This is a genomic window from Reichenbachiella agarivorans (assembly GCF_025502585.1).
Lineage (GTDB): Bacteria > Bacteroidota > Bacteroidia > Cytophagales > Cyclobacteriaceae > Reichenbachiella > Reichenbachiella agarivorans.
In genome coordinates, this window is the sequence record NZ_CP106679.1 from 2,620,378 (window position 1) to 2,637,865 (window position 17,488).

General features: G+C 43.1%; 14 protein-coding genes. 8 read left to right on the forward strand and 6 right to left on the reverse strand.

Annotated elements, in window-relative coordinates; all coding sequences use genetic code 11:
* Positions 1–78: 78 nt before the first annotated feature.
* Complete coding sequence (locus N6H18_RS11020; protein ID WP_262308329.1) at positions 79–771, forward strand: Crp/Fnr family transcriptional regulator; 693 nt, start codon at positions 79–81, stop codon at positions 769–771.
* A gap of 104 nt (positions 772–875) precedes the next feature.
* On the opposite strand, the gene N6H18_RS11025 is transcribed toward N6H18_RS11020, so the two are convergent.
* Positions 876–1,073 (reverse strand): hypothetical protein, encoded by a 198-nt coding sequence (locus N6H18_RS11025; RefSeq protein ID WP_262308330.1) that lies wholly within the window; start codon positions 1,071–1,073, stop codon positions 876–878.
* 829 nt (positions 1,074–1,902) lie between these two features.
* Here N6H18_RS11025 and N6H18_RS11030 point away from each other — a divergent pair.
* From N6H18_RS11030 to N6H18_RS11050, 5 genes are all read left to right on the forward strand, one after another.
* Positions 1,903–2,736 (forward strand): hypothetical protein, encoded by an 834-nt coding sequence (locus N6H18_RS11030; RefSeq protein WP_262308331.1) that lies wholly within the window; start codon positions 1,903–1,905, stop codon positions 2,734–2,736.
* Between the two features lie 69 nt (positions 2,737–2,805).
* Positions 2,806–3,345, forward strand: a complete 540-nt coding sequence (locus N6H18_RS11035) for an RNA polymerase sigma factor (protein WP_262308332.1) — start codon at positions 2,806–2,808, stop codon at positions 3,343–3,345.
* A gap of 1 nt (position 3,346) precedes the next feature.
* The gene (locus tag N6H18_RS11040; protein ID WP_262308333.1) at positions 3,347–3,790 is read left to right on the forward strand and encodes a hypothetical protein; all 444 of its coding nucleotides are present in this window, start codon (positions 3,347–3,349) and stop codon (positions 3,788–3,790) included.
* Positions 3,774–4,268, forward strand: coding sequence for a hypothetical protein (locus N6H18_RS11045; protein ID WP_262308334.1), 495 nt, complete (start codon positions 3,774–3,776; stop codon positions 4,266–4,268). Before N6H18_RS11040 ends, N6H18_RS11045 begins: the two co-directional genes overlap by 17 nt.
* Positions 4,269–4,342: 74 nt before the next feature.
* Positions 4,343–5,407, forward strand: coding sequence for a hypothetical protein (locus N6H18_RS11050; protein ID WP_262308335.1), 1,065 nt, complete (start codon positions 4,343–4,345; stop codon positions 5,405–5,407).
* Positions 5,408–5,412: 5 nt separating this feature from the next.
* Here N6H18_RS11050 and N6H18_RS11055 read toward each other — a convergent pair whose 3' ends face one another.
* From N6H18_RS11055 to N6H18_RS11075, 5 genes are all read right to left on the reverse strand, one after another.
* A complete protein-coding gene (locus N6H18_RS11055) occupies positions 5,413–7,737 on the reverse strand; it encodes a type IA DNA topoisomerase (protein WP_262311604.1) in 2,325 nt (774 codons plus the stop codon).
* 94 nt (positions 7,738–7,831) lie between these two features.
* Entirely contained in the window at positions 7,832–8,311 is a 480-nt protein-coding gene (locus N6H18_RS11060; protein WP_262308336.1) for a YchJ family protein, read from the reverse strand.
* Between the two features lie 136 nt (positions 8,312–8,447).
* Positions 8,448–8,726: a GNAT family N-acetyltransferase gene (locus N6H18_RS11065; RefSeq protein WP_262308337.1), complete on the reverse strand. Its 279-nt coding sequence runs from the start codon at positions 8,724–8,726 to the stop codon at positions 8,448–8,450.
* A 24-nt stretch (positions 8,727–8,750) separates the two neighbouring features.
* Positions 8,751–9,638 (reverse strand): alpha/beta hydrolase, encoded by an 888-nt coding sequence (locus tag N6H18_RS11070; RefSeq protein WP_262308338.1) that lies wholly within the window; start codon positions 9,636–9,638, stop codon positions 8,751–8,753.
* 3 nt (positions 9,639–9,641) lie between these two features.
* Positions 9,642–13,817 carry a hybrid sensor histidine kinase/response regulator transcription factor gene (locus tag N6H18_RS11075; protein ID WP_262308339.1) on the reverse strand — a complete coding sequence of 1,392 codons (4,176 nt, stop codon included), beginning with the start codon at positions 13,815–13,817 and terminating at the stop codon, positions 9,642–9,644.
* 270 nt (positions 13,818–14,087) lie between these two features.
* On the opposite strand from N6H18_RS11075, the gene N6H18_RS11080 reads away from it, so the two are divergent.
* The gene (locus N6H18_RS11080; RefSeq protein ID WP_262308340.1) at positions 14,088–15,503 is read left to right on the forward strand and encodes a tagaturonate reductase; all 1,416 of its coding nucleotides are present in this window, start codon (positions 14,088–14,090) and stop codon (positions 15,501–15,503) included.
* A gap of 18 nt (positions 15,504–15,521) precedes the next feature.
* Positions 15,522–17,159 carry a UxaA family hydrolase gene (locus N6H18_RS11085; RefSeq protein WP_262308341.1) on the forward strand — a complete coding sequence of 546 codons (1,638 nt, stop codon included), beginning with the start codon at positions 15,522–15,524 and terminating at the stop codon, positions 17,157–17,159.
* Positions 17,160–17,488: the final 329 nt, after the last annotated feature.

Consider the following 17,488-nt stretch of genomic DNA (forward strand, 5'->3'; position numbering starts at 1 on the left):
ATGGGGTGATCAATTAACGACGAATTGAGGAATTCGTTTGGCGTAGTTTTTGTTAAGAACACAAGTAACTGGAATATTATGATTATAGAAAAAAACATTTCGGGAAGCAACGAGTTGTTGACCGGATTTAAAAGGAGTACAGCGGGGATAGTTACAGAAGATGTGCTGTCTCAGGTACCATCTATTGTTAAAGAATTCTCAAAGGATGAATTGATCTATAGTAATGGACAGGTTTCGGATTGTATCTACTTGATTGAAAAGGGAAGTGTGAAGATTGCCAAATCTGATGCTTCGGGCAAGGAAGTCGTTAAATCAATATTGAATCCAGGAAGTGTGTTTGGAGAAAAGGCACTTTCTGGAGAAGAAATCAGGACAGAGTATGCACAGGTAGTTACTTCAGATACTAAAGTGAAGGCTTTTATTGTAGAGGATGTATTAGAGGCATCTCATCACAATGCCCAGTTGAATCAGAAAGTAATTGATATACTAGCAAAGAAATTGGAAACGCTAGAAAAGCGTTTGGAGTCTATTACCTCCAAGGATTCTAGAACGAGAGTTGTTGATTTTTTGAGAGACTTGGCAATTGAAAGTGGTCAAAAAGTTGGATTTGAAACACTGATTAAGAATAATTTTACGCATAAGGATATTGCTAGTTTGACAGGTACATCACGACAAACAGTGACTACTACACTCAATCACCTGAAGGATAAAAACATTATAAATTTTGATAGACGTAGAATTTTGATAAGGGATATGGACTTGCTCGTATAACTAAAGGTTCAGATTTCTTATAAAACAAAGAGGTCAACTACCATGGTAGTTGACCTCTTTGTTTTATGTTCAAGCGTTATCATCTATATAGATGGAGAGAAATGTCACCGATGATTTTTAGCATAATGCTGATGATATGCTTTTTTAGAGCGCTTGCCTTTTTTCTGATCCAATTCACGCGCATGAGGTAAGTCCATCCACGCACTTTGAGGTTTATTGGCAACACAGGAGCTTAATCCACTGACTAAATAAATAGCAAGAACTCCCATTATCAGGCGGTTTCTAATTTTTAAAGTTCTCATAGCTGTTATTTTTTAATATGATAATATTGATATTAATTGGTACAATATTAATTAAAATTCTCGTGAGACTTCTGTAAATTCAATATTTTGTTTAAATAATACTACTTATCGAAAATAAATGAATAGTAACCTAGTGGCAGATTGGAAAATATCTTTTATGTCGATACATCCATGCTATTATTCTTGTTTGGATGACAGAATATTCTTTCGGAGTGTATTGACATAGAAGACAATAACTATAATTCATCTCCTTCCACCGTCCTAGACTGTTGTTTCTGGAGAAGCTTTTGATTTTTCCTCTTGGTTTCATATCAAAGTTGATAGGGTTGATTTTGTAGTAACATTATATGAAGATTTAAGATCGTCAATTGAATCCTATGCTTTAGCAAGTCTGCTGCAAGTTGCAGGAAGGAATCCTATGCTTTAGCAAGTCCGCTGCAAGTTGCAGGAAGGAATCCTATGCTTTAGCAAGTCCGCTGCAAGTTGCAGGAAGGAATCCTACGCTCTAGCAAGTCTGCTGCAAGTTGCAGGAAGGAATCCTACGCTCTAGCAAGTCTGCTGCAAGTTGCAGGGAGGAATCCTACACTCTAGCAAGCCTGCTACAGCACTGCGACAGACTTGCCTGAAACTTTGTTTTGAAATACAGGGGTCAACTCAACTTGCTATAGGCTTGGAAAAATGCGCTAATGCATGCATCTTGATTTGATACAGGACTCTTAGGTCATCCGTTGTTTCTATTGAATAGAAAAAATATTAGGAGCGCATTAAACATTTGGATCTCTCAGGTATCTAAGCTCTAAATCATTTAAAAAATAAACTGATGAAAAATATGAAACTAGTAACGAAATGGAGTCTGATGGTAGTGATGATGTCTACCATATTTTTTGCATGCGATAGAGCCAATGAATTAGATGATTCTCGGGATGAAGAATTAGGAGCAACGGAAGAAATATTGGATGCCGAAAATATGGTGGATGAGGATGTGTCCTTGACTGAGGATGCTTTGAATGACATATCTGCATCAGCTTCTGGTCGATCAGTGGCATCTTTGTGCGCAGAGATCACAGTAGATTCGGTAAATCATGTCATCACTCTGGATTTTGGTAGTGGCTGTGTAGGTCCATATGGTAGAAGCCGATCTGGTAAAATTGTTATGACTTATGGAGGTGAATTTAACGATGGATTGGCGAATAGAATAATCACTTTTGAAGATTATGTAGTCAACAACAAGGAGGTTACAGGCAGTATCGAGGTGGGTAATTACAACCAAACTACAGATGGTACATATACTGCCACTCGCACTATGAACAACTACACGGTGACTTTCCCGAATGGGACATCCAAAACCATATTAGGAGCTACAACATACGAGATTATCGAAGGATATGGAGACTATGACGTGTCCAACAATGTAGTACTGGTGACGGGCAGCTACAAAACGACAACTACTTTTGGCGCGACATATACTTACACGATCGTAGAACCTGTCAAGTTGAGTTATGCTTGCCTGCTAAGTGGCAATATGCTCAGAGTGGAGGGATTGATCGAGATCAAAAGAACGAATGCTGTCAGAGTAAGAACCAAAACCATCGACTATGGCGAAGGCTGTGATGATAGCTATACAGTGAGTATTGATAGTGAATTGATCGAAGTAGAGGGATAATTAAAATAACTCAACCAGATTAGATTGGTCTGGTTGAGTTATTTTTGATACCACGTATCTTTAGACCTAGTGCATACGGAAGAGCATTTCATCTCACTGATTCAAAATACCAGCACGAAGCGTGAAGGCTTTCGTCTCTTGGTCAAAGCTTTTGAAAAACCACTGTATAGTGTGATCAGAAAAATGGTGATCGATCATGACGAGACCAAGGACGTACTACAGGATACTTTTGTGAAAGTCTGGGAGAACTTGGATTCATTTAAAGCAGAGTCAAAAATATATACTTGGGTCTATAGGGTTGCGGTCAATCACTGTTTGCAATACCTGAAAAAGAAGCAGAGACGAAATCTATTCAACTCTGGAGTGAATGAAGAAATGATGATGCAGTTGGAAAGCAATGAATCCATCAGTGGGGATGAGATTCAGTTAAAACTACAAAAGGCGATATTGAAGTTGCCGGATAAACAACGCTTGGTTTTCAATCTGAAATACTATGAGGAAATGAGCTACGAGCAAATGGCAGAAATCACAGAAACGAGCAGTGGCGCTTTGCGTGCTTCTTACCATCAAGCAGTGAAAAAGATTGAAACTATGATTCAAGAGGGGTGAGATGAAAAGCAAAAAGAACATATCACTGAATGACATTCCTAAAAAGGAAGGTTTTATTGCACCAGAAGGCTTTTTTGATTCATTCATAGATGAACTAGAGCAGGTGATTGATCAACGTGAGCAAGCTAGGGAAGCCAATAAAATCCCTGCTGTGGAAAAAGATTGGTGGATGGCAGTTGCGGCTTCCATTGCTGTACTGTTGATTGCAGGGGTTGTTTTTTGGATCAATGGGAGTAAGGATGAGCAGGTGACGGATTATTGGGACGATGTGAGTTCGGAGCAGATTGCCTTTTATCTCGAAAACTCTGCCTTGGATACAGAGACCTTGCTAGAGCAAGTAGATTTGGCCTTGTTGACAACTGATCAAGATGAACTGATGGGACTCGATGAGGTCTCGGACGAAGATATGAATATGATAATAGAACAATATGAAGACATATTTTAAATCCATTATTGTCGTGCTGGGGTTGACTTGTCTGGCAACAGCGGTACAATCACAGGATCAACAGGCGCTAGATAAAATAGAGAGTGCCAAAATAGCGTTGATCACGGAGCGTCTGGGGCTGACGCCTGATCAGGCAGAGAAGTTTTGGCCGCTGTACAACGAGTACAGTGCCAAACGCATGGAGCTAAGACAGGAATACCGAAGGTTCCGAACTGATGCAGAAGGACGAACACTTAGCGAGGATGAAAGCAAAAAGCTCCTTGAAAAAGGACAGCAGCTCAAAGAAAGACAATTGCAAATCGATAAAAGCTACAGCGAACGTCTCAATACAGTCATCACCAATCGGCAGTTGCTACAGTTGCGAACGGCGGAAGAGGATTTTAGGAATATGCTGCTCCAGAGGCTAGAGCAGCGATCCAATCAAATCGACAGACGTGAAATGATGCAACAGCGCATGGACAAACGTAACAATGAATAAAATGACAGTCTAATTTGTTCATATCACAGATGATTCTTAGCAAAAGTCTTCAAAGCAGGGCTGGGTTAATCTTTATGGGGTTAACCTTTTGCTGTGTATGGCAGCCTGAGATTTCGAGAGCACAGGAGATAAAATCAGATAGTACATTGACGGTTTTGTTTGCTGAGTTGGATGATCTGTTTGCAGAAGGAGATGATACAGAGGATTTGATCGCTTTGGTCGATAGTATGTTAGTTGCTGATAAGTTGAAGATTTCTTCACTGCATGCTCGGATAGGTTACATCAGTCAGGTCACCAATGCGGGTCGGAGTTTGGATATCAATCAGTTTGGGGTCTCTCCTGGAGTGACCTACTATCATCACACAGGGGTTTTTGCGGATGTTTCGGGTTTTGTCAATAGTGAGTACGATCCGAGTTATTACATGACAGATGCCAGCATTGGCTATCTCTACACTTTTAAGAATGTCCTGACCAGTTCGGTTAGCCATGATTTTTATTTCTACAACGACACACTTGATACTCATAGCTTCAACAAGAGTCTGCAAGTCTCTACCTATTTGGATTACAAGGCTCTGAACCTGGGCGTGGATTATGCTTATCTCTATGGTAGTAATTCGGCGCATCGCTTGACTGGCAGGGTAGGATTTGATTTGAGAGCAAAGGATGTCTGGTTTTTGGATCAAATATCTATACACCCAAGTTTTTCTGTCCAGTGGGGCAATTCGGAGGTAGTTTATCTGCGGCAGACGGAGCAACCATTTCGTGATCTTTATAACATCATGGTGGCTGGAGATTACCCGGTACTAAGTTGGGAGGAAGTCTATCGATTTGGACGTTTGCTCAAAAATGAAAGGGGAATTTGGGCAACCAAATTTTTGTTGGATAGAGGATATACCGCAGATGATATCAATGAAATCATCATTCAGTACAATGAGGATCAAATTCATCAAGACAATGAGTACGGGATCATGAATTATGCAGTTTCCATTCCAGTGATTTTCTCTATCAATCGCCACTGGACGCTGATCACGAGTTATACTTATAATATGCCTGTATCACTGCCCAATGAGACTTATCAGTTAGAAAACAACGGTTTTCTTAGTCTGAGTCTAGCGTATAAATTTCTGTTTGTACAGTGATTTACTCAGTGGCTGAGTATCTGCAAGACCAGTTCTCTGGTAAGTGCCTTTCCTTGCGCTCTGGCTTTGATCTCAGTAAATGGGAAGCGAAAATCACAGCCTGCTTTCCATCTGCTGCAACCGTATGCCGTTTGGCCTTTGACAAGCACACCTTCTTTGCATTTGGGGCAAGTAGGCATTTCGTTGGATTTCTTGGGAGTATTCTTGGTTTGGTTTTCAAATTCAATCTCAAAGTCTGAATTGAATTTCAAGACTCCTTCCACTTTGTTTCCATTCAGGACGAATCCTTTGATCTTGGTAGTTACTTTCTTCTGTACTAGACGTAGTAGTTGGCTTTCTGTCAGTTTCTTCTCCATAAAGGTAAAAGGAAGCAGCATTTTGCAACCAGCTTTCCATTCGCTACATCCATAACTGTTTTTGCCTTTGAGGAGGGAGCCTTTTTTGCATTTGGGGCAAGTGCTGCCCACGAGGCTCTTTTTACTCGTCGCTTTCTTGGTCGCGGTATCCTTATCCTTGACCAGTGTGATGGGAGTAGCTGCCAAGATAGGTTTGCCTGTCTCCATGCGCACTTCATAGACCAGGTCGTCCACCATCTTTTTCATGTTGATGATGAACTGCTTGGCGCTGTATTCTCCTTGCTCGATTTCCTTGAGTTGTTTCTCCCATTGTCCGGTGAGCTCGGCTGATTTGAGTAGTTGATTTTGGACGGTATCGATCAGCTGGATGCCCATCTCGGTTGGGATTACCTGTTTCTTTCTTCGTTGGCTATACTGGCGTTTGAACAGTGTCTCGATGATGTTGGCACGGGTAGACGGCCTGCCTATACCGTTGGCTTTCATCAATTCACGGAGTTCGTCGTCTTCTACCTGTTTGCCAGCTGTCTCCATGGCACGGAGCAGGGATGCCTCGGTATAGTAGTTTGGTGCTTTGGTCGTCTTTTCGATGAATGATGGTTCGTGAGGACCTTGTTCTCCTTTCTCAAAGGTTGGCAGGATGCTTTCTTCTTCCTCTTCTTTGTTTTCCTCGTCCTCTTCTTCCTTTTTCTGTTTAGGAAAAAGCACACGCCAGCCTTCTTCGAGTATTTCCTTGCCTTTGGCTACAAAGGGAACAGTATCCACCTCTGCACTCACTTGCGTCTTGGCGACTTTACAGTCAGGATAAAACACGGCTAGGAATCTCCTGACGATGATGTCATAGACTTTTTGATCCTCGTGACTGAGGTGCTTTTGTTCACCAGTAGGGATGATGGCATGGTGATCGGTGACTTTCTTGTCGTTGAATACCTTAGCAGACTTGGGAATCTTCTTGGACAAAATAGGCTCAGTGAACGAAGCATAGTCCGTCAATCCTTTGAGGATTCCTGGAACCTTGGGGTACATGTCATTGGGAAGGAAAGTCGTGTCAACCCTAGGATAGGAAACGACTTTCATCTCGTAAAGTCTTTGGACGGCTTTGAGGGTTGCCTCGGCTGTGAAGCCAAACTTGTTGTTGCAATAGACTTGAAGGCCTGTCAGATCGAAAAGCTTGGGGGCGTATTCTTTCCCGTCTTTTCGCTCTATGTCAATGATGACTAGTTCCTTGCCACTGACCTGATTGAGCAGCTTTTCGCCATCTTCTTTGGTGAAGAACTTGCCTTCGGTGTGGTTAAAGTTGGTTTCTCGGTATTTGGTCTGCAACTCCCAATAGGGCTTGGGTTGGAAGTTGAGGATCTCATAGTGACGGTTGACCAACATGGCAAGGGTAGGAGTTTGCACCCTGCCGATGGATAGCATTTGTTTGAATCCGCCGTATTTGAGGGTATAAAGTCTGGTGGCATTCATGCCGAGCAGCCAATCACCAATCGCTCGCGAACTACCTGCATAGTAGAGGTTGTCAAACTCGGAGGAGGGTTGGAGTTTTTCAAATCCTGCTTTGATGGCCTCTGTTGTTAGCGACGAAATCCACAGTCGTTGGACTTCTCCTTTGTAGCCAGCTTGTTGGATGACCCAGCGCTGTATCAGTTCTCCTTCTTGCCCGGCATCACCACAGTTGATCACCAGCGAGGCAGCGTCGAAGAGTTTTTTGATCGTATTAAATTGTTTTTTGACGCCAGCATCATGATCCATGACCTTCGTTTCGAAACGCTCGGGCAGCATGGGTAGGGTGTTGAGATCCCATCGTTTCCAATGGGGCTTGTAATCCTCAGGAGGCAAGAGCGTACAAAAATGTCCGAAAGTCCAAGTCACCTGATAGCCATTGCCCTCATAGTAGCCATCCATACGCGTATTGGCTCCTATGACTTGGGCTATTTCTTTGGCGACACTTGGTTTCTCAGCAATACAAACTTTCATAGACATTCCCTGTACTCGTTATTTTGATCTTCGAGATTTGAAATTATTATACTCAATACTCAATACTCAATACTCAATACTCAATACCTTCTTCTCACGCACAGCATTTTTTATACTTCTTTCCACTGCCACAAGGGCAAGGGTCGTTCCTAGAGATTTTCTTCATCAAGTCGATTTCCTGTGGATTGATTTTTCCCTCAAGGTAGAACCATTGTTGGTCTTCTTTGAGGAAAATTGATTTTTCGTGATGTATCTGTACTTGTTGTCGCTCATCGGTGAAGTGCGCTTTGAACTCTACTATGCCACGGTCGTCACTGACACGTCCATGCTCTACGGTGATGATTTCTAGTTGTGTCCAAGTGTTTTCCTGAGACCACTTTTTAATCTCTTGGATGTTGTATTGGCTTCTGGTTTGACTGTGGGTTGTTTGATAGAGATAATCAGCTTTGCCGAGCGCATAGGCAGTATAGCGAGACCGCATCAGTGCCAATGCAGTTGGTGCGGATTGATTGTTGATGATTGTTTCACAGCAGGATGCGAAGGGCTTGCCAGAGCAACAAGGGCAGTCATTCATTTTTTAGTCGAAAGTTGAAAGTAAAAAGATAGAAAGTGGCAGTGTCAGAAACTCCTCAATATCCAGTGCAAATATAATTCTCAGAGCTTGGGATAAAAGGATGTCTTGTTGAATGTGCATGGGTTGCAGTCGTTTTTTACAACACGTCCCGAATGAACTTAGTTTTGTCGAATACACTGCGTGCAAACGGACAAAGAGGAACAATACGGATTCCTTTGGCTCTGGCAAATTCTACCGCTTTGAGAAGCATTTGTTTCCCTACACCCGTACCACGTAGACTGTCGTCTACAGCTGTGTGATCGATGATGATTTGATCTGGCCCTGCCCATACGTAGGTCATCTCAGCTTTTGGTTGCTGATCTATTAGGATATAAAACCTTCCTTTGCTGTCTGTTTCTTCTTGTAATATTTCCATCTTTTATTGATTTCATGAGATATTTCATAATTGTTGCAACCAATCGATCAACAAGAGGGACCAACCAGAGAGGTGAGTATTGTGTCTACCAAATCCATAGCCGTGTCCACCTTGAGGATAGAGATGCATTTCGACGGGGACTTGGTGATCGTTGAGAGCTTGGTAGAATTGAAGGCTATTTTCTACAGGAACTGCTTGGTCATCCGCACTATGCAGGATGAAAGTAGGAGGGGTGTTGTGTGTTACTTGCATTTCGTTGGAATACAAATCAACGAGTGCTTTGTCTGGATTTTCACCCAATAGATTGTTGCGAGAACCCATGTGGGTAAAATCAGATTGCATGGTAATCACTGGATAGATCAACGCCATGAAATCTGGACGATTTTCTGAATCAAAATGAGTTCCTAATGTGGACGCCAAATGTCCTCCCGCCGAAAAGCCCATCACGCCGATTTTGTCTGCATCTATGCCCCATACTGCTGCACTGTCTTTGATGATTTTCATCCCCTGCTTGGCATCCATGAGTGGTGAGAGATGAGGTGTCTTGTTTGAGTCATCCTCTGGCAATCTGTATTTGAGGACGATACCTGCTATGCCGTATCCATTGAGCCATTTGGCAAAATCAGTTCCTTCTTTGTCGTAGGCCAAGATTCCATATCCTCCTCCTGGACAAATCATCACCGCTCGTCTGACAGAATTACTATTGGAGGGGAGGTAGACTTCTATGCTTGGGTTGCGGACGTTTTTGATTCTTTGCGTGTCAGTGATAGTAGATTCCTCTTTGAGATTGGATGATTTTTCGTTGGGTATTTTGTCTTGCCAAAGAGAGATGACATGATGCTGTGCATTCATCGTCATGCAAATAGTCAGAAGTAGGAGGGTACACCCAATATTTTTGAAATAATAAGACATGGATTAGGTTTTAGGAGTTTCAAGATCGGGATTTTGAACGAATTGCGTAGGGGAAATACCAAATTCATTTTTGAAAGCACGAGTAAATGAATTGGGAAGATCATAGCCGACCATGTATCCTACTTGAGATACATTGATTTTGTTTTGGGATAGCAACTGTTTGGCTCTGGTCAATCTAAAGGACTTGAGCAGATCGACTGGCTTTTTGCCTGTGAGTTGCTTGACTTTTCGGATGAAGTGCATGTGGCTCATGTTGACCATTTCGCACATGCTGGTGACGTCAAACTGAGCGTCAGACACGTTTTCTTCCAAGAGACTGGAGAGTTTGACCAAGAATTCTTCGTCTACAGAGGTCACTTTGATGTCTTTGGGTTTGAATCTCAAGTTGTCCGCATATTTCTCTTTGAGTTTATCTCTTGATTCCAGGAGATTTTGAACTCTAGCTAGTAGCAAATCCGGCTCAAAGGGTTTGACAATGTAAGAATCCGCACCAGATTCATAACCTTGGATTCTTTTGCTATCCATAGCGAGTGCAGTCAATAATATCACTGGGATATGACTGATGGCGGTATCGGACTTGATTTTGTCACATAGTGTGATGCCATCTACCTTGGGCATCATGATGTCACTGATGACTAGGTCGATGTATTCTCTGTTGAGTACTTCGAGACCTTGTGCGCCATTGTTGGCAGAGAGGACGTTGTAGTCTTTGATCAATAAGGATTTGATGAAGGCCAGCATGTCACGGTTGTCTTCCACTACCAATAGTGTTGCTTTTTCCTTGTCCTTGATCTGGGTATTGTCATTGATGATACTGAGTTCGTGTTCCAGCTTGTACTCTTCAGAGGGGTGAGTCATCTGAGAGGTAAAATGGCTCTCAGATTGGGGATTCATATCTGATTCAGGGGCATTGAGGTTTTCGGGGATGTAAACAGTAAATTTGGTACCCTCTCCGAGTTCACTTTCTACTTTGATATTCCCTTGGTGGGCTTCTATCAGATCCTTGATATAGGATAGTCCAATGCCACTGTTTTCCTCATGCTGGACGTCATTGTGACCTACCGCAAATCGCTCAAAGAGTTTGTCCAAAATGGCTTTGTCTAGACCAGTACCATTGTCTTCCACTACCAGTCGGATAAAATCAAGCGAGCTGTCTTTCATGAGATACTTTTCGGCTTGCAACAAGCTGATTTTGATACTCCCATGTTTGGGCGTGTGCTTAAAGGCATTGGAAATCAGGTTAAACAATATTTTTTCGACTTTGTCCTGATCAAAGAAGATGGTGAGTTTTTGATAGTCAGATACAAACTGTAGTTTGATGTCCCGATCTAGTGCTTGGTTGATGAACAGATCTTTGATTCCTTTGGTGAAAGAGACTATGTCATTTTTGGATAGAACTAGATCGAGATTCCCCGCCTCGATGCGCCGTACCTCTAGCAATTGATTGATGAGTTTCTGGAGACGCAGCGCATTTTGCTTGATGAGTCTGAAATAATTGTGGTCTGAATCTTTGCTTGAATGGTCTTTGATCAGCTTGTCAATTGGCCCTAAAATCAGGCTCAGAGGTGTTCTAAACTCATGGGTGATGTTGGTGAAGAATTTGACTTTGGCTTGGGAGAGTTCGTCAATTTTTTTAACAGCCTCTTCCAAGGAATCTTTTTGCTTTTCGATCTCCAAATTGCGAGATTCTAGCTCTCCATTGCTGGATTGTAGGGACAGGTTGAGCTGTTCAAGAATCTCCTGTTTTTTCATGATGATGAACACAGAATATCCGATGACCAAGAGCAGTGATCCAATCAAAAGTATGAACCATGCCTGTTTCCATACTGGAGGAGTAACTATGAAATGAATCACAGCAGGTGTGGGATCAATGTTGCCTTCAGAATCCATTGCACGTACCTGGAAGGTGTAATCGCCATTGGCCAATCCTAGGAAGGTGTTGCTCGTGGCAGAGTTGAATTGGGACCATGGCTCGTCGTTGATCTTGTAGGAAAAGCTGAGGTTTTCAGCACTGACTTTGTTGAAAAAATGTCTCCCGGTCCATAGGATACTGGTATTGCCAGAGTTGTCAACTGTCTCTGAATAGACCTCTATAGAGGTCTGTGGAGGGATGGTGTCTTTGATGAAACGAACAGTGTTGAACTTGCTGCGGATTGCCTCGCTGGGATTTCGACCTGTATAGACTCTCCGTTTCCATTCGCGTGGAGACCTGCTTACCCAGATTTCGTTGAGCTCATTTGTTTTGATTGTTCCTCCTTCGTAGGATAAGGTGAGGTGCTCTGGGAAGATGTAATTGGTCCATACCTGCCCATTGAAATAGCTGATGTCTTTGTCAGTAGCGAGCCAGATTTCTCCTGGTTCTTGACTGGTGGTCAAACTGATGATGTTGTTGCTGGTGAGTCCATTTTTGATGGAGTAGTTGACCCATTGACCATCGTCTTGCAAGATGTACAAGCCATGGAGTCGGGACCCTACGTACAAGGTGCCATTGCGGTCAGTGTGCACGTCGTTGACGAAATCATTGAGATTCCGGTTTTCTGTATAGCTCCAGGATACTTTGTCAAAGTAGCACAAACCAGTACCGCCGATCCAGATATTGCCATTTTTGGATTGTGTGATGCCGTAGGCGTTGAGTTGGTTGAGGCCATTGAGGCGGCCTTTGTGGTAGATGACTTTGCGGAAATCACTGTGTGGATTCACGATCTGAGCCAGCCCTCCTGATTGTCCTCGATCTAGGTACACATCCGAACTGCCACCGAGCCATATTGAGCCATCATTGGACTCGAAGATGGCACGGTAGTCCACGCCCCATGAGAGCGAATCCAAGATGATTTTGTTCCATTTTCCATTTTGCAGGAAACCTGCAGCAGCTACTCCATTTTCACTCCCAATCACCCAAACATAGTCTCTCGAATCTGCATATAGACTTACAGGATTGTCAATCATACCATCCTCTTGGCCAAACTGATACCATTGTCCGTTGCTCTGTTGGATGGCGTGTCCTTCGAAATCTATGAACCAAGAGCTACCATTGGTTTGTCTACATTGGTAGTTGAGCTCGAGGTAGGTGAGCCATTTGTCATCAGAGAGATCAATACGCGAGACAGAGGATTGCTCCTCATATATCCATAGTTTGGAGTTGTCTTCGGTGTGTAGCTCGATGTGACCATGTGGGATTTTAAAATTCTCCGAATTGTATTTCATCCATTGTCCAGAGGTGTCCATGGCGTATAGATTACCGATACCACTGATCCATATTTTACCATCTTTGGTCTCGGCGATGCTTTCAGAATATTCATCATCGCCGAATATCTTGCCGTACTCGACTTTGTTCCAGCGGTTGTCGCTGAATCTCACCGCAGGGATTTTGTTGGATTTGTTGATGATCCAGATGTCGCCATTTGAGGTACGCATGATGTTGTGTTCATAGCCCATATCCATCTCGTAATAATTGCTGAATAGCCCGTAATTTTTGACTGAATTGGTGATGATTTCCTCTTCGGTAAACATCATGATGTCACCAATTTCATCCTCCAGTACATAAGTGATGGGAATCCATAATTCCCCAGGGGTGACTTCAAATACATCTGATATGTTGTCAAATCTGTTGTTTTTGAGTAGTCGATCAGGGATATCAACAATTTGAAATTCTGAATCTTCAGCGAGCATTTTTTTTGCATTGCTTTCTTGACTGAGTAAGAAATTGTCTTTGGGTGTGATGAAGATGACTCCTAGCGAAGTAGCGCAAACAATGTTGCCGCTTTTGAGCTCACGTATGGCATCTATTCTGATGTTGGATTTGGGGTTGATGGGGGCAATGTTGTGCCAATTGTCATCCTCATATAGATAGATGCCATTGACAGATGCCGCGTAGATTTTTTGATTCTCACTGACGAACATTTTTTGGACAGCTTTGCCACCTAGGCCTTCTTCCTCGCCGTAGTATTTCCAGTCATACCCATCGTAGAGCGCCACACCAGATTCTAGACCAAACCAAAAGTTGCTCTTGTCTGATTGGGAAGCGATGCATCTGACACCTCGGTCGTCAAGTTCTGGAAAAAAAGCAAAACGCCACTCTTCCAGCATTGGATCAGCAACCTTGGGTTGATACCCATTGATACCCCACACGATCATGGTATGTACCAAGAGGAACAATACCAGAATACTCTTTCTCATCATACTTGCTTTGACTATCCCGACTGTTAATTTAGCTAGAATCTGTAATGGTGCAAAATATAGAATTATTCTAGCAATGAGAATCCAGGGAATAGGGAATGGTGAAAAATGAATATCTCGAAATATCGCTCCAAACTAATTTTGACTTAAAATACGAATCACCTAGTAGTATTGTCATTATTAACTGGAGCTTGTCATCATATATAAGACTGTGGATGATAGATGGGAAATGACAACTTACAAGTATTGATCAAAATTATTTAAGAAAGGAACATGAGAGAATTGAATCGACAGCATACCGACATAGCAGCATTACCCATCAAAATCCTCCAGTTTGGAGAAGGCAACTTCTTGCGGGCATTTTCGGATTGGATGATTGACATCATGAACAAAGAAGGCGACTACCAACATGGTATCGCAGTGGTGCAGCCTATCGATCAGGGTATCGTTCACATGCTGCAAGCACAAGATGGCTTGTATCATCATGTGTTGCGTGGATTGAAAGACGGTCAACCTCACGAAGAGACGAGATTGATCTCTGCGATACAGCAGTGCATCAATCCATTCAAGGATTTGGCGGCTTACAAGGCCGTGGTATTGTTGCCTGAGTTGGAAATGGTGATTTCTAACACTACTGAAGCAGGAATTGTGTTCAATGAGGAAGATGTCTTGCCGACGGAAGGACTGCCCAAAACATTCCCAGGCAAGGTAACCCTTTTGCTGTGGGAGAGATTCCAGCATTTTGCTGCTGCTCAGGACAAAGGATTGAGTTTCATCCCAGTGGAACTGATAGATAAAAACGGTCAGAAACTGAAAGAAGCTATTTTGAAGTATGCCGAATTGTGGAGCTTGCCTGCCGAGTTCAGTTCTTGGGTAGAGAATCACAACTACTTCGCCAATACTTTGGTCGATAGAATTGTGCCGGGCTATCCAAAAGATGAAATCGAAGAGATTCAGGCTTCTATTGGATTCAAAGACAATTTGGTGGTGGCTTCTGAGATTTTTCATCTCTGGGTGATGGAAGCGCCAGAGCAGATCCAAAAGCAGTTTCCCGCGGATAAATTTGGCCTCAATGTCATCTATACCAACAACCAAGCACCCTACAGAACGAGAAAAGTACGTGTACTCAACGGAGCACACACGAGCATGGTTCCTGTGGCACTGCTACATGGACTGGAGACAGTTCGTGAGACAGTGGAGGATAATAAAGTGGGCGCATTCGTACAGCAGATCATCTTTGAAGAGATATTGCCTACGATAGACTTGCCTCAGGCGGAACTCGAAGAATTTGCCAATCAGGTGATCGAGCGATTCAAAAACCCATTCATTCGACATGAGTTGAAATCCATCGCCTTGAACTCTATACCTAAATTCAAAGTGCGTGTTTTGCCTACGATTTTGGATTACATATCCATCAAAAAGGAGTTGCCTAAAGGCTTGGTCACAGCATTGACCTATTTGATTTCACTGTACCTGTCGGATGATTTTGAAATCAAAGACGATCACAATGTGGTAGAATTTTTCCACGGATTGAAAGGAAAAGCATTGACACCTGAAGAAATAGTAGATCAAGTGTTGGGACAGACAGAGTTTTGGGATCAGGACTTGAGAGAAATCAAAGGACTAAGCGATGCAATGATCAAAGTAATGGCAACCATCGAATCTGGCATGGCAATCGATCGAATTTGAGATATTAGAAGGGAAGAAATGAAGAAGGCGATAACAATCAATCAAGAAGACAACCTAGGTGTGGCCTTGACCGACCTAAAGAAAGGGGAACAACTCACTGTCAATGGATACACTGTGACGCTCACAGTAGATATCTCGGCCAAGCATAAATTTGCACTAGAGAATCTCAAGACTGGAGATGAGATGTATATGTACGGTCTCGTGGTGGGGACTGCCAATGGCCCAATAGCTGCAGGAGAACCGATCACAGTGAGCAATACGACGCACAAAGCGACCCAGTTTTCGGAGGAAAAGACCAGTGAGTTTACATGGAAGGCACCAGATATCTCCAAGTTCGAAGGGCGGACATTCAATGGTTATCATCGTGCCGATGGTCAGGTAGGTACGGCCAACAATTGGTTGGTGTTCCCGATGGTTTTCTGTGAAAACAGAAACATCAACGTCATCAAAAAGGCATTTGAAAAAGCTTTGGGTTATGAGCAGGAAGATCCATACACTCAGTTCTTGGAAAACATCGTTCACAACCATGCCACAGGCAAGGGTATTGACGAACTCACATTGGAAAAGCAAGAAAAAACAGCGAGCAAAAGCCCTTTCGAAAATGTAAAAATCAAATTTATCACACATCAGGCGGGTTGTGGAGGCACAAGACAGGACAGCGATACTTTGTGTCGATTGTTGGCGGGCTATCTCAACAATCCGAATGTCGCAGGAGCTACAGTACTTAGCTTGGGTTGTCAGAATGCACAGACGCATATCTTGGATACAGCCATCAAAGCTCTGAATCCAGACTTTAGCAAACCTGTGCTGTACTTTGATCAGCAAGCGACGGGCAGCGAAACAGAATTGTTGGAAAATGCCATCAAGGCGACTTTCAAAGCACTGGTAGAGGCCAACAAACTGACCAGAACACCAGCACCTTTGTCTAAGTTGGCGATCGGTTTGGAATGTGGAGGCTCTGACGGGTTCTCTGGGATATCGGCCAACCCAGCCTTGGGACATGTCTCTGATCTGATGGCGGCCTTGGGAGGAAAGGCGATCTTATCCGAATTTCCCGAGCTATGCGGCGTGGAGCAAGTACTGATCAATAGAATGTCTGAACCTCAGTTGGCACCTAAGTTTGCCAACCTGATGCGCAGTTATTCCAATGCCGCAGTAGCGGTGGGCTCAGGTTTTGACATGAATCCATCACCTGGCAACATCAAGGATGGTCTGATCACAGATGCGATGAAAAGCGCCGGTGCAGCCAAAAAAGGAGGGAACTCAGCAGTCAACGATATTTTGGATTACACAGAGTACGTCAAAAAGGACGGTCTCAGCTTGCTATGTACTCCAGGCAACGATGTAGAGTCCACTACAGGTTTGGTAGGCTCAGGTGCCAATGTCGTGCTGTTCACAACGGGGCTAGGTACGCCAACAGGCAATCCCGTAGCTCCAGTGATTAAGGTGTCGTCCAACACCAAAATGGCAGAGCGTATGTCGGACATCATCGACATCAATACTGGGTCAGTGATCGAAGGAACCAAGACCATCGAGGAAATGGGAGACGATATATTGGAGTATGTGATCAGTGTAGCCAGTGGCGAGACAGAGGCCAAGGCAGACGCTTTGCGACAAGAGGATTTCATACCTTGGAAGCGAGGGATTTCCTTGTAAAGGAACGATTGAAAAGGAGAGGCTAGATGGCTTCTCCTTTTTTGTTCATAGAGGTATTCTTGAATTTTTCAGTTGTAATACGACTGTTGCTAAGCTCTGATTTGAGGTTATGTTAGGCTATGAATTTGTTGTCTGAACGTATCAGTATAGAGTTAGTATTTAGCATTTTCTTAATTCTGATATTTCGGTTTTACATTACCTGAAGTAGTTGTTGGATTCATTGGTTCACTATTTAGAGTGAAACCTCATTGTGTTGACTTACAGATTTCCACCATATAAATCAAATAGGCCACAAGTTGCAATAGCTTGTGGCCTATGATGAATAGTAG